This window comes from Streptomyces sp. HP-A2021 (genome assembly GCF_022807935.1).
Lineage (GTDB): Bacteria > Actinomycetota > Actinomycetes > Streptomycetales > Streptomycetaceae > Streptomyces > Streptomyces afghaniensis.
In genome coordinates this window covers 7,138,834-7,151,600 of sequence record NZ_CP094344.1, presented here as the reverse complement: position 1 = coordinate 7,151,600, position 12,767 = coordinate 7,138,834, and the positions used below count along the sequence as shown (strand labels likewise).

Annotated in this window: 12 protein-coding genes; 5 read left to right on the top strand and 7 right to left on the bottom strand. The window is 68.9% G+C overall.

The features are described 5' to 3' along the window. Positions 1-28: 28 nt before the first annotated feature. Positions 29-649, bottom strand: a complete 621-nt coding sequence (locus MQE23_RS32290) for a heme-copper oxidase subunit III (protein ID WP_020272940.1) — start codon at positions 647-649, stop codon at positions 29-31. Positions 650-794: 145 nt separating this feature from the next. Between MQE23_RS32290 and MQE23_RS32285 the strand changes: the two genes are divergently transcribed. Next, positions 795-1,196, top strand: coding sequence for a response regulator transcription factor (locus tag MQE23_RS32285; protein WP_020272939.1), 402 nt, complete (start codon positions 795-797; stop codon positions 1,194-1,196). A 94-nt stretch (positions 1,197-1,290) separates the two neighbouring features. Here the strand turns inward: MQE23_RS32285 and MQE23_RS32280 are convergent, their stop codons facing one another. The 4 genes from MQE23_RS32280 to coxB form a co-directional block, all read right to left on the bottom strand. Further along, positions 1,291-2,541: an Ig-like domain-containing protein gene (locus MQE23_RS32280; protein ID WP_020272938.1), complete on the bottom strand. Its 1,251-nt coding sequence runs from the start codon at positions 2,539-2,541 to the stop codon at positions 1,291-1,293. Between the two features lie 131 nt (positions 2,542-2,672). Further along, on the bottom strand, positions 2,673-3,071 hold the full coding sequence (locus MQE23_RS32275) for a cytochrome c oxidase subunit 4 (protein WP_010048910.1): 399 nt from the start codon (positions 3,069-3,071) through the stop codon (positions 2,673-2,675). Next, positions 3,068-4,804: a cytochrome c oxidase subunit I gene (gene ctaD / locus MQE23_RS32270; RefSeq protein WP_102514879.1), complete on the bottom strand. Its 1,737-nt coding sequence runs from the start codon at positions 4,802-4,804 to the stop codon at positions 3,068-3,070. Before ctaD ends, MQE23_RS32275 begins: the two co-directional genes overlap by 4 nt. Next, on the bottom strand, positions 4,801-5,766 hold the full coding sequence (gene coxB / locus MQE23_RS32265; protein WP_037672256.1) for a cytochrome c oxidase subunit II: 966 nt from the start codon (positions 5,764-5,766) through the stop codon (positions 4,801-4,803). The genes ctaD and coxB overlap by 4 nt, the downstream gene beginning before the upstream one ends. Before the next feature lie 265 nt (positions 5,767-6,031). Here coxB and MQE23_RS32260 point away from each other — a divergent pair, with 265 nt between their 5' ends. Continuing rightward, on the top strand, positions 6,032-7,411 hold the full coding sequence (locus MQE23_RS32260) for a cysteine desulfurase/sulfurtransferase TusA family protein (protein WP_243380959.1): 1,380 nt from the start codon (positions 6,032-6,034) through the stop codon (positions 7,409-7,411). Positions 7,412-7,499: 88 nt separating this feature from the next. Here the strand turns inward: MQE23_RS32260 and MQE23_RS32255 are convergent, their stop codons facing one another. After that, positions 7,500-8,474, bottom strand: coding sequence for a carbohydrate kinase family protein (locus MQE23_RS32255; RefSeq protein WP_020275865.1), 975 nt, complete (start codon positions 8,472-8,474; stop codon positions 7,500-7,502). A 132-nt stretch (positions 8,475-8,606) separates the two neighbouring features. Here MQE23_RS32255 and MQE23_RS32250 point away from each other — a divergent pair, with 132 nt between their 5' ends. After that, positions 8,607-8,816, top strand: a complete 210-nt coding sequence (locus MQE23_RS32250) for a hypothetical protein (RefSeq protein ID WP_020275864.1) — start codon at positions 8,607-8,609, stop codon at positions 8,814-8,816. 146 nt (positions 8,817-8,962) lie between these two features. Next, positions 8,963-10,804: a hypothetical protein gene (locus tag MQE23_RS32245; protein ID WP_243380958.1), complete on the top strand. Its 1,842-nt coding sequence runs from the start codon at positions 8,963-8,965 to the stop codon at positions 10,802-10,804. Positions 10,805-10,927: 123 nt separating this feature from the next. On the opposite strand, the gene MQE23_RS32240 is transcribed toward MQE23_RS32245, so the two are convergent. Further along, positions 10,928-11,284, bottom strand: a complete 357-nt coding sequence (locus tag MQE23_RS32240; protein ID WP_010037217.1) for an iron-sulfur cluster assembly accessory protein — start codon at positions 11,282-11,284, stop codon at positions 10,928-10,930. Positions 11,285-11,565: 281 nt separating this feature from the next. On the opposite strand from MQE23_RS32240, the gene nadA reads away from it, so the two are divergent. Then, the gene (nadA, locus tag MQE23_RS32235; RefSeq protein ID WP_037672259.1) at positions 11,566-12,750 is read left to right on the top strand and encodes a quinolinate synthase NadA; all 1,185 of its coding nucleotides are present in this window, start codon (positions 11,566-11,568) and stop codon (positions 12,748-12,750) included. Positions 12,751-12,767: the final 17 nt, after the last annotated feature.

Genomic DNA, 12,767 nt, shown 5'->3' with positions numbered 1-12,767 from the left:
GCCTCGTCGGGCGCGCGCTGCGGTCCCGCTACTTGATCATGTAGATCGTGGCGAAGAGGCCGATCCAGACGACATCGACGAAGTGCCAGTAGTAGGACACGACGATCGCGGCGGTCGCCTGCTCGTGGGTGAACCTCCGGGCCGCGTAGGTCCGGCCCAGGACCAGCAGGAAGGCGATGAGTCCGCCCGTCACATGCAGGCCGTGGAAGCCGGTGGTCAGGTAGAAGACCGAGCCGTACGGGTCGGAGGACAGGGACAGGCCCGCGTCCTTGACCAGCTCGGTGTACTCGAAGACCTGACCGCCGATGAAGATCGCACCCATCACGAAGGTGACGATGAACCACATCCGGAGCTTCTTCACGTCACCGCGCTCGGCGGCGAAGACGCCGAGCTGGCAGGTGAGTGAGGAGAGCACCAGGATCGTGGTGTTCGTCGCCGAGAACGGGAAGTTGAGATGGGCAGCCATCTCCTTCCAGTGATCGGGACCCGTCACCGATCGCAGGGTGAAGTACATCGCGAAGAGGGCCGCGAAGAACATCAGCTCGGAACTCAGCCAGATGATGGTTCCGACGCTGGTGAGGTTCGGCCGATTGACCGACGGGTGCGCGTGCCCGGTTTCTACTGTCGTTGCTGTCGCCACGACCGACATTATGTCGGTCGCTTATCCCGCCCTCACTCCGGGGGGTGCCGTTCGGAGTGTCTAAGCCGGTCGTACCGGTGTTGACGTGGTGTTCAAGGGAGTAGCATCCGGCCCAACGGGCCTGTCCTTACGACGCTGACGTCACGGAGGAACAATGCAGCCGACCGCCACGGTGCTGGTCTACAGCGACGACTCCAACACCCGCGAACAGGTACGGCTCGCCACGGGGCGGCGGCCGGCGCCGGACGTTCCTCCGGTGGAGTTCGTGGAGTGTGCGACTCCGGACGCGGTGCTCAGGGAGCTGGGCCGGGGTGGGATCGACGTCTGTGTGCTGGACGGTGAGGCCGTGCCGATGGGGGGCATGGGGCTGTGCCGGCAGATCAAGGACGAGGTGTTCGACTGTCCTCCGGTGCTGCTGCTCATGGGGCGGCCGCAGGATGCGTGGCTCGCGACCTGGAGTCGCGCTGAATCGGCGGTGACGTTGCCGGTGGAGCCGGTGGAGTTTGCTGCGGCGTTGGCTTCCCTGTTGCGGTCGAGGGCGGCTTTGAACGCCTAGGAGCTCGGGACGTCCGGTTGGGTGGCGACCTGCGGGTGGTGCGTGGCTCGTCGCGCAGTTCCCCGCGCCCCTGGGGCGATGCCCCTGAGGGCGTTCAGACACTCTGCGGGCGTAGACGGGCTCTGTCGGCTGGTGTCGGGCCCTCCGGGGTGCCGGCTGTCAGGGCGCTGCCTGTGCGCCACTGCTTCCACTCGAGGTTCCAGTCGCCGAAGCCGTTGCCGAAGGCGGGCATCGAGTCGCCGCCGGAGTTTATGACCTTGACGATGTCGCCCTCGCGGATGGTCTCGTAGAACCACGCGGCGTTCTCGGTGCTCATGCCGGTGCAGCCGTGACTGACGTTGGCGTAGCCCTGGGAGCCGACGGACCAGGGGGCGGCGTGGACGTACTCGCCGCTGTTGGTGACCCGCACGGAGTGGTGGACGATCAGGTCGTAGAAGTCCGAGGCGCCGATGCTGGCGCTGGTCATCCGGACGGTGCCTTCCTTGGCCAGGACGACCTTGACGCCGTTGCGGGTGTCGTAGCCGGGCATGCCCGTGGTGACCGGGATCTGCCGGACGATCTCGTCGTTCTTGTAGACGGTCATCTGGTGGGCCGCGGCGTCCGTGACGGCTATGACCTTGTCGGCCGTGCTGATCGTCAGCGGCTTGGCCTTGCCGCCCCGCATACGGTCGCCGATCTTGATGCCCTCCAGGTTGCTGCGGACCTGGATGGTGGCCTGTGTGGGCCAGTAGTCCTTCGGGCGGTAGTGGAGCTTCTTGTCGTCCACCCAGTGCCATGCGCCGTCCGTTGCTGGCATGGAGGAGACCTTCAGGGCCCGTTCGACGACGGCCCGCTGGGATCTGTCCTTGACCGGCTGGCTCAGCTCGGCCGTGATGGGCTGGCCGACGCCGTAGGTGCCCGCCTTGGGGCCGAAGGTGACGTTCAGCCGCTTGTTGGCGGTGGGCTTGCCAGTGTCGAAGGTGAGGACCTTGCGGCCGGGCGCCCCGTCCTCGTCCTCGGTGCTCACCCGCACCGTGTAGCTGGCGTTGGCGGCGAGCGGTGAGGTGCTGTGCCAGCGGCCGCCGTCGGCGGCGAGTTCGCCGGCCACGTAGCGTCCGGAGGCGTCGTGGGCCGTGACGTCCGTGATGCGCCCGTCGGAGTCCTCGGCGACCACTTCCAGGGGCTTGTCCGGGTCGGCCTTCTTGCGGCCCTCGGAGGGGCCGTTGAAGGAGATCTGGTCCGCCGCGTCGTAGGGGCGGTGGGAGAGCGGGTTGCCGTCGGAGCCGCAGGCGGTGACGCCCGCGCAGAGGGCTATCACCAGCAGCGCGCAGCTGACGACGGGGCGGGAGATCGCTGTGTGGCTCATGACCTCACGCTAGGAAGCCGCGTCAACTGTGGCACGCCGGGTGACTCGTACGAGTGACACGGATTGCGGCAAAAAGCAGGGGCCCGGACGCTCCTTGCGGAGTGTCCGGGCCCTGGAGCGCTCGGCTCGTGTTACTGGGTGCGGTTCTCACCGCGGTAGTACTCGAAGACCCAGCCCCAGATGCCGACCAGGATGATCGGCAGCGAGAAGTACATCAGCCACCAGCCGATCGCGATCGACAGGAAGGCGAGGGCGCCACCGATGGCCAGCGAGAGCGGCTGCCAGCTGTGCGGGCTGAAGAACCCGACCTCGCCGGCGTCGTCCGCGACGTCCGCCTCCTTGTTGTCCTGCGCACCGACGTCGACCCGCTTGGCCGTGAAGCCGAGGTAGAAGCCGATCATGATGCACAGGCCGAAGGCCAGGAAGAGGGCCGTGGTACCGGCCGGCTCCTTCGACCACACGCCATAGACGACCGCCATGGCGAGGACGAAGACGCTCAGCCACATGAACATCTTGCCCTGGATCTTCACTTGCCGGCCTCCTTGCCACCAGCGATGGCCTTCTCGCCGTGACCGACGTTCTCGAGCTGGTCGAGGGCGGCGATCTCCGGGTGGTGCAGGTCGAACGCCGGGGATTCACTGCGGATCCGCGGCATGGTGATGAAGTTGTGCCGCGGCGGCGGGCAGGAGGTCGCCCACTCCAGGGAGCGGCCGTAGCCCCACGGGTCGTCGACGCCGACCGGCTTGCCGTACTTGGCCGTCTTCCACACGTTGTAGAAGAACGGCAGGATCGACATGCCGAGCAGGAACGAGCTGATCGTCGAGATCGTGTTCAGCGCGGTGAAGCCGTCGGCCGCGAGGTAGTCCGCGTACCGGCGCGGCATGCCCTCGGCACCCAGCCAGTGCTGGACGAGGAACGTGCCGTGGAAGCCGATGAACAGCGTCCAGAAGGTGATCTTGCCGAGGCGCTCGTCCAGCATCTTGCCGGTCCACTTCGGCCACCAGAAGTGGAAGCCGGAGAACATCGCGAAGACCACGGTGCCGAAGACGACGTAGTGGAAGTGGGCCACCACGAAGTACGAGTCGGAGACGTGGAAGTCCATCGGCGGCGAAGCCAGGATGACACCGGTCAGACCACCGAAGGTGAAGGTGATGAGGAAGCCGGTCGCCCACAGCATCGGTGTCTCGAAGGACAGCGAGCCCTTCCACATGGTGCCGATCCAGTTGAAGAACTTCACACCGGTCGGGACCGCGATCAGGAAGGTCATGAAGGAGAAGAACGGCAGCAGCACACCGCCGGTGACGTACATGTGGTGCGCCCACACCGTCACGGACAGACCCGCGATCGCGATGGTCGCGCCGATCAGACCCGTGTAACCGAACATCGGCTTGCGGGAGAAGACCGGGATGACCTCGGAGATGATGCCGAAGAACGGCAGCGCGATGATGTACACCTCTGGATGGCCGAAGAACCAGAAGAGGTGTTGCCACAACAACGCGCCGCCGTTGGCGGAGTCGAAGACGTGCGCACCGAACTTGCGGTCCGCCTCCAGGGCGAACAGCGCCGCGGCCAGGACCGGGAAGGCCAGCAGGACCAGCACACCGGTCAGCAGCACGTTCCAGGTGAAGATCGGCATGCGGAACATGGTCATGCCCGGGGCGCGCATGCAGATGATCGTGGTGATGAAGTTGACCGAGCCGAGGATGGTGCCGAAGCCGGAGAAGGCCAGACCCATGATCCACATGTCGGCGCCGATGCCCGGGGAGCGGACCGCGTCCGAGAGCGGGCTGTAGGCGAACCAGCCGAAGTCGGCCGCGCCCTGCGGCGTGAGGAAGCCGCCCACCGCGATGAGCGAGCCGAACAGGTACAGCCAGTAGGCGAACATGTTCAGCCGGGGGAAGGCCACGTCCGGCGCGCCGATCTGCAGCGGCATGATCCAGTTCGCGAAGCCGGCGAACAGCGGCGTCGCGAACATCAGCAGCATGATCGTGCCGTGCATCGTGAACGCCTGGTTGAACTGCTCGTTCGACATGATCTGCAGACCGGGCCGGGCGAGCTCGGCGCGCATGAACAGCGCCATCACGCCGCCGATGACGAAGAACGCGAACGACGTGGCCAGGTACAGCGTGCCGATCGTCTTGTGGTCCGTCGTCGTCAGCCACTTGACCACGACGCTGCCGCGGTTCTGGCGCCTGACCGGCAGCTCGTCCTGGTAGTGGGACCCTGCTGCCGCGGCACCCTGGGGTTCGTTGAGGATGCTCACAGGTTGTTCGTCTCCCGGTTCTTCTCGTGGCTCGTCTGCGCGATGCCGGCAGGAACGTAACCGTTCTGCTGCTTGTCCACGAGGTCCTTGAGGTGCTGCTCGTAGCGCTCGGGGGAGACGACCTTCACGTTGAACAGCATCCGAGAGTGGTCGACGCCGCAGAGCTCGGCGCACTTGCCCAGGAAGGTGCCCTCCTTGTTGGGGGTCACCTCGAAGGCGTTGGTGTGGCCCGGGATGACGTCCTGCTTCATCAGGAACGGCACCACCCAGAAGGAGTGGATGACGTCACGCGAGGTGAGGACGAAGCGGACGGTCTTGCCCTTGGGCAGCCAGAGCGTGGGACCCGGGTTGTTGGTCTGCGGGTTCCGCGTGCCCGGGGTACCGCAGTCGTAGACGCCGCCGGCGTTGGCCGGGAAGTCGTCCTTGAACCGGTCGGGGATCGCGTCCAGCTCAGGGGACTTCTTGGCGTCACCCGTGGAACCGGCGACCGGCTCGATGTAGTTGAAGCACCAGCTCCACTGGAAGCCGACCACGTTGACCGTGACGTCGGGCTTCTTCTTGAGGCTGAGCAGCTCTGACTCGTCGCGGGCGGTGAAGTAGAACAGCACCGAGACGATGATGAGCGGGACCACGGTGTACAGCGCCTCGATGGGCATGTTGTACCGGGTCTGCGGAGGAACCTCGACCTTGGTGCGGCTGCGCCGGTGGAAGAAAGCACTCCACAGGATCAGACCCCACACCAGCACGCCAACGGCGAGCGCAGCCGCCCAGGACCCCTGCCACAGGGAGAGGATCCGCGGAGCCTCTTCCGTGGTCGGGGTGGGCATACCAAGGCGGGGGAAGTCTTCCCAGTTGTACGAGCAACCGGTGGCTGTCGCCAAGACCAGGCCCGCGGTCAGTGCCTGCAGCAGCTTCCGCCGCATCGGGCGCCGCGGCGAGCGGTCGGAGCCGTTGGGACTCACGTAGCGCCTTCCCGAGAGTCTCGCCCGCGCGGATCGGCTGCGGCCTGGCCTTCTCGCTGGTCGGTCGCCGCCCTGCGTCGGGCAGGGGTTTGGATGTTTATGCGGACCAAACCCTAGCCGACGCCCTCCGGGGGTTCTCGGGGAGGGGTGCCTACTGGGTCGGGGTGTTCGCTTGATTGGCGGGTGCGGCATTCGTCGTGGTCGTTCGCGCAGTTCCCCGCGCCCCTGGGGGACGTCTCACTGGTGGACGTTCTAGCGTTGCTGTGTGGCCTACTTCGATGCTGCTTCCGCTGCTCCGCTTCATCCGATCGCCCGGCAGGCCCTGCAGGCCTCGCTCGACGAAGGGTGGGCGGATCCCGCGCGTCTGTACAGGGAGGGACGGCGTGCCCGGGTGCTGCTGGACGCGGCGCGGGAGGCCGCTGCCGAGGCGGTGGGCTGCCGGCCGGACGAACTGATCTTCACGTCGTCCGGAACGCGTGCCGTGCATACGGGGATTGCCGGGGCGCTGGCCGGGCGGAGGCGGGTCGGGCGCCACCTGATCGTGTCAGCAGTCGAACATTCGTCTGTACTGCATTCGGCGGAGCTCCACGAGTCCGCCGGCGGGACCGTCACACAGATCGCGGTGGACCGCACCGGACTGGTGGAGCCGTCGGCGTACGCGGCCGCCCTGCGCGCGGACACGGCGCTGGCCTGTCTGCAGTCGGCCAATCACGAGGTGGGGACCGAGCAGCCGGTGGCCGAGGTGGCCGAGGCGTGCCGGGCGGCGGGCGTGCCGCTGCTGGTGGACGCGGCACAGTCGCTGGGGTGGGGGCCGGTGGAGGGTGACTGGTCGCTGCTCGCGGCCAGCGCCCACAAGTGGGGCGGGCCGTCCGGGGTCGGCCTGCTCGTCGTCCGCAAGGGTGTGCGATTCGCGCCGCAAGGGCCGGTGGACGAGCGGGAGTCGGGGCGGGCGCCCGGTTTCGAGAACATCCCGGCGATCGTGGCGGCGGCCGCGTCGCTGCGGGCCGTACGGGCCGAGGCGGCCGAGGAGGCCCCGCGGCTGCGGGAGCTGACGGAGCGGATCCGGGTACGGGTGCCGCAGGCGGTGCCGGACGTCGAGGTGGTCGGCGACCCGGTGCGCAGGCTGCCCGGCGTCGTCACCTTCTCCTGTCTCTATGTCGACGGGGAGGCCCTGCTGCACGAGCTGGACCGGGAGGGTTTCTCCGTCTCGTCCGGATCGTCCTGCACGAGCAGCACGCTGACGCCGAGCCATGTGCTCCGGGCGATGGGCGTGCTGAGTGAGGGGAACGTGCGGGTGTCGCTGCCGCCGGGGGCGGCGGAGGAGGATGTCGAGCGGTTCCTGACCGTCCTCCCCGGGGCCGTGGCGGCGGTGCGGGAGAAGCTGGGGGCGCCGGTCGCCTCCGAGGTCGCCCGCGAGGAGGACGTCCTGGTCGTCGACTCCCTCGGCAAGCGCTGCCCGATCCCGGTGATCGAGCTGGCGAAGGTCATCGGCGACGTGCCGGTGGGCGGCCTGGTCCGGGTCCTGTCGGACGACGAGGCGGCTCGCCTGGACATCCCGGCGTGGTGCGAGATGCGGGGCCAGGAGTACGTGGGCGAGGAGCCGGCGGACAAGGGAACGGCGTACCTGATCCGCCGGGTGAGCTGAACGCCCCTCTTCAGGGGCGCGGGGCTGTGTCGATGTGCGGCTCCGCCGCGTGGGCGCGACCAGCCCCCACGCGGTCGGCACCGGCCTCTCAAGCCAGGTGAGCCTGAACCTCCGCCGCAGCCTCGTCTCCGTAGGCCTTGGTGAACCGCTCCATGAAATGCCCGCGGCGCAACTGGTACTCCTGCGTCCCCACCGTCTCGATGACGAGAGTCGCCAGCATGCAGCCGACCTGCGCGGCGCGCTCCAGGGAGACACCCCACGCGAGGCCCGAGAGGAACCCGGCGCGGAAGGCGTCGCCGACACCGGTCGGGTCGGCCTTGCGCTCCTCGTCCGGGGTGCCGACCTCGATCGGGTCGTCGCCGGCCCGCTCGATGCGCACGCCCTGCGCGCCGAGGGTCGTCACCCGGTGGCCCACCCTGGACAGGATCTCCGCGTCGGTCCAGCCGGTCTTGGACTCGATGAGGCCCTTCTCGTACTCGTTGGAGAAGAGGTACGTCGCCCCGTCCAGCAGGATGCGGATCTCCTCGCCGTCCATCCGGGCGATCTGCTGGGAGAAGTCGGCGGCGAACGGGATGTTCCGGGAGCGGCACTCCTCGGTGTGGCGGAGCATGGCCTCCGGGTCGTCCGCACCGATGGAGACCAGGTCGAGCCCGCCGACGCGGTCGGCGACGGTCTTCAGCTCGATGAGGCGGGCCTCGCTCATGGCGCCGGTGTAGAAGGAGCCGATCTGGTTGTGGTCGGCGTCGGTGGTGCACACGAAGCGGGCGGTGTGCAGCGTGTCGGAGATGCGGACGGAGTCGGTGTCGACGCCGTGCCGGTCGAGCCAGGCACGGTACTCGTCGAAGTCCGCGCCGGCGGCGCCGACCAGGATCGGGCGGGTGCCGAGCTGTCCCATGCCGAACGCGATGTTCGCGGCGACGCCGCCGCGGCGGACGTCGAGCTTGTCGACCAGGAACGACAGCGAGACCGTGTGCAGTTGGTCCGCTACGAGCTGGTCGGCGAAGCGGCCGGGGAAGGTCATGAGGTGGTCGGTGGCGATGGAGCCGGTGACTGCGATGCGCACGGCGTGGACTCTCCTGAGGGAGGCGGACCTTGACGCTTCACGCTATCGGGTGGGCGGGGCTGCTCTGAAGGCATGGAAACTACCCGATAGTAGATCTTTCTCCGTGAGGTCCGGCGTGCCTACGGTGCGGATATGACGAACCTCAAGGTCCAGGTGCCCGTTCCGGTCGATCTCGAAGGCGACCTGGCGTCCCTGCCGGGTGACGGGGCCCGGATGGCTCCCCACTGGGCGGTTCCCGACCGGGTCGCCGCCCGGCCGGTCTCCCCGGCCCTGATCCACGGGGTGACCGTACCCCCGGCGTCGGCTCGGCTGCTCGACGCGATGTCGGACTACGGGGACTGAGCGGCGCGCTGACGGGAACCGTGCGCTCCCCCGCTGCGTCCCATCGCTGTCCCCCGTAAAGGGGAGGCGGGATACGACCCGACAGCTGCCCGTGTCGGACCGGGCCGAGTCCCATGGGACAGCTGTGCAGCCGAAGGAGCGATGCGGTGAACACCGAGCGACCCGACAACGACGACGACGCCAGGGATGTGGGCGGCGCCGGATCCGCCGACACCCCGGAGGTCGAGGAGCGGGGTTCGGCGGACGCCGCTGAGGCCACTGGGGCCACTGGGGCCACTGAGACTTCCGGGACGTCGGGGGATGACGCGCCGGCTTCCGAGGCGGAGACGACGGACGACGCGGCCGCGGCGGCCGAAGAGGCCGGCGCATCGGAGACCGCAGCCGAGGAGGCCGACGCGCCCGAGGGCCGGGAAACCGACGCCGAAGACGCCGAAGACGCCGCTACGGACATCACCGGCGCAGAGGAAGCCGACCCGGCCCCGGAAGCTCACGAGGAAACGCCCGCCGCACCCGACGGCGACCTGCCCCGCGACGAAGAGCACCTGGTGCGTCCGGGCAGTGGGCGGTCGCGGACGCCCGCGATCATCGCCTCCGTCGCCGCCGCCGTGCTGCTGATCGGCGGTGGCGGGGCCTGGCTCGCGGCCAACGCCTCCGGCGGATCCGGTGGCGGTGCGACGTCCGGCGCGCCCGGTGGGGACGACACTCCCCCGCCCCTCGCGCTCGACGGGTACTCGGAATCGGCCCCGGGCGGCGGCAACGGCATCGCGCCCGGTGAGCCGAACCCCTACGGCGCCACCTACCGGGTCGACGGCCCGCTTCCGGACGGTCCCGGCGAAGCCCCGGTGTACCGGGCGCGGGGCCAGGTCACCGCCGAGGACGTGGCCCGGCTGGCGAAGGCCCTCGGGGTCGAGGGGACGCCGGTGGCGCAGGGCGAGGCCTGGAAGGTCGGGGCCGGTCAGGACGGTTCGGGGCCGAGCCTCCAGGTGAACAGGCAGGCGCCGGGAGCCTGGACCTTCAGCCGGTACGCCCCCGGCACCGACGACTGCAAGGGCACCGACGCGTGTACCGCACCACGGTCCGGCGGCAGCCCGGTGAGCGAGGCGGAGGCCGAGAAGGCCGCGGCGCCCGTGCTGAAGGCGTTGGGTCAGGACGACGCGAAGCTCGACGCGAGCCAGGTCATGGGCGCCCAGCGGGTGGTGAACGCCGCTCCCGAGATCGGCGGACTGCCGACGCACGGCTGGACGACCGGGGTCACGGTCGGCTCGGACGGTGAGGTCGTCGGCGGCAGCGGCCAGCTGAAGACGCCGCTGAAGGGGGACACGTACCCCGTGGTCGGCGCGGCGAAGGCGCTGGAGCTGATGGAGAAGCGGCCGGCGGGCGACCACCGCATGGGCATCGGCGGCTGCGCGAGTCCCGTGCCACTGAAGGACCGGCTGGAGCAGCCCTGCGGGTCGTCGGCGAGCGGCGCGCCCGAGCAGGACGCGGTGACGGTGCGGAACGCGGTGTTCGGGCTGGCCTCGCACTTCGTGGACGGGCGGCAGGCGCTGGTGCCGTCCTGGCTGTTCGAGGTGACGGCGCCGGGCGCGAAGGACCCGTTCACGGTGACGTACCCGGCGGTCGACCCGAAGTACCTGACCTCCCCCACGCCGAGCGGGCCGAGTGACAAGCCGACGTCGGCTCCCGAGCAGCGTGACGTCAAGGTGGACGGCTACCGGGCCGAGGGCTCGGAGCTGACGGTGACCTTCACGGGCGGGGTGTGCTCCGACTACGACGTGAAGGCGAGCGAGAGCGGGGACGAGGTGAAGGTCACGGTGACCTCGACCTCGCGGCCGGGTGACATCTGCATCATGATCGCGAAGCAGTTCCAGGAGACCGTGCAGCTGGACGAGCCGCTCGGCGACCGTGCGGTCGTGGGCTCGGACGGCAAGGGAGTCCCGCTGGCCAAGGAGGGCGCGCGGCTGCCGGCTCCCCCGACGCGGGCGCGGTAGCACGGCGCAGCGCGCATCTACGGCGCAGCGCGCAGGCTACGGCACAGCGCGAAGGCGGCGGCCCCGTCGGAGGGGGCCGCCGCCTTCGTCATGTCCGCGGCCGCGGGAAGCGGCTCGGCAGGCTCAGCTGAAGGAGTCGCCGCAGGCGCAGGAGCCCGTCGCGTTCGGGTTGTCGATCGTGAAACCCTGCTTCTCGATCGTGTCCACGAAGTCGATCGTGGCACCACCCAGGTACGGGGCGCTCATGCGGTCGGTGACGACCTTCACACCGCCGAAGTCCTTCTCCACGTCACCGTCGAGGGAACGCTCGTCGAAGAAGAGCTGATAGCGCAGGCCGGAGCAGCCGCCGGGCTGGACGGCGACGCGCAGCGCGAGGTCGTCGCGGCCTTCCTGGTCGAGCAGCGCCTTGACCTTGGACGCGGCGGCGTCGGTCAGGATGATGCCGTCGGTGACGGTGCTGGTCTCGTCCGATACGGACATCTACATCTCTCCCGGGTTGTACGGAGACTGCTTGCCGACGGTTGCAACCGGCGGGGCCGCGGATTCATTCCGGGCCGGGCGCTCGATCTCGGCTCCTCTTCATGCTCGCACACGCGCCCGGAACCGGAAAACGGCTCTTTCCGGGCCTTCCCGGGAATGAACGGCGGCTCACCGGGATTCACGTCACACAGACGCTATGGCCATCGTCAAAGTGACGTGAAGCAGTTATGATAGATAGCGTCAAATCGACGAAAAGTCGCGGAACAGAAAGGGTGCGTGTCGTGACCACCGCCCAAACCCAGGAGCTCGACGTACAGCCGACGCCCCTCGCCCTGCTGCTCCTCGGCCGTGAGGCCGACCCGAAGAGCGAGCGCGGCGTGGAGTGTCCAGGCGACCTGCCCTCGCCGTCCGACCCGGACCTGGTGGAGCGCGCCCGCAAGGCGAAGGAGAAGCTCGGGGACAAGGTCTTCGTGCTCGGCCACCACTACCAGCGCGACGAGGTCATCCAGTTCGCCGACGTCACGGGGGACTCCTTCAAGCTCGCCCGGGACGCGGCGGCGCGTCCGGAGGCCGAGTACATCGTGTTCTGCGGTGTGCACTTCATGGCGGAGTCCGCCGACATCCTGACGTCCGACGACCAGAAGGTCGTCCTGCCCGACCTGGCCGCCGGCTGCTCGATGGCCGACATGGCGACGGCCGAGCAGGTCGCCGAGTGCTGGGACGTGCTGACCGAGGCCGGGATAGCCGAGCAGGTCGTGCCCGTCTCGTACATGAACTCGTCCGCGGACATCAAGGCGTTCACGGGCAAGCACGGCGGCACGATCTGCACCTCGTCCAATGCCAAGCGCGCCCTGGACTGGGCCTTCGAGCAGGGCGAGAAGGTCCTCTTCCTGCCGGATCAGCACCTTGGCCGGAACACCGCGGTGCGGGACATGGGCATGTCCCTGGACGACTGCGTCGTCTACAACCCGCACAAGCCGAACGGCGGGCTGACGGCCGACGAGCTGCGCGCCGCGAAGATGATCCTGTGGCGCGGCCACTGCTCGGTGCACGGCCGCTTCAGCCTGGACTCGGTGAACGACGTGCGCGAGCGCATCCCGGGCGTGAACGTCCTGGTCCACCCCGAGTGCAAGCACGAGGTCGTGGCCGCGGCGGACTACGTCGGCTCGACGGAGTACATCATCAAGGCCCTGGAGGCCGCCCCGGCCGGCTCCAAGTGGGCCATCGGCACGGAGCTGAACCTGGTCCGCCGTCTGGCGAACCGTTTCGCGCCGGAGGGCAAGGAGATCGTCTTCCTCGACAAGACGGTCTGCTTCTGCTCGACCATGAACCGCATCGACCTCCCCCACCTGGTCTGGGCCCTGGAGTCGCTGGCCGAGGGCAACCTGGTCAACCGCATCGAGGTGGACAAGGAGACGGAGGCGTTCGCGAAGCTGGCGCTGGAGCGGATGCTGGCGCTGCCGTAGCCGTCGGTCCCTTCGCC

Excerpts from the sequence above, each read along its gene's own strand:
- MQE23_RS32285 (WP_020272939.1), top strand. The coding sequence starts at position 795 with ATGCAGCCGACCGCCACGGTGCTGGTCTACAGCGACGACTCCAACACC.
- MQE23_RS32280 (WP_020272938.1), bottom strand. The coding sequence starts at position 2,541 with ATGAGCCACACAGCGATCTCCCGCCCCGTCGTCAGCTGCGCGCTGCTG.
- MQE23_RS32290 (WP_020272940.1), bottom strand. The coding sequence starts at position 649 with ATGTCGGTCGTGGCGACAGCAACGACAGTAGAAACCGGGCACGCGCAC.
- MQE23_RS32240 (WP_010037217.1), bottom strand. The coding sequence starts at position 11,284 with ATGTCCGTATCGGACGAGACCAGCACCGTCACCGACGGCATCATCCTG.
- MQE23_RS32250 (WP_020275864.1), top strand. The coding sequence starts at position 8,607 with ATGACGAACCTCAAGGTCCAGGTGCCCGTTCCGGTCGATCTCGAAGGC.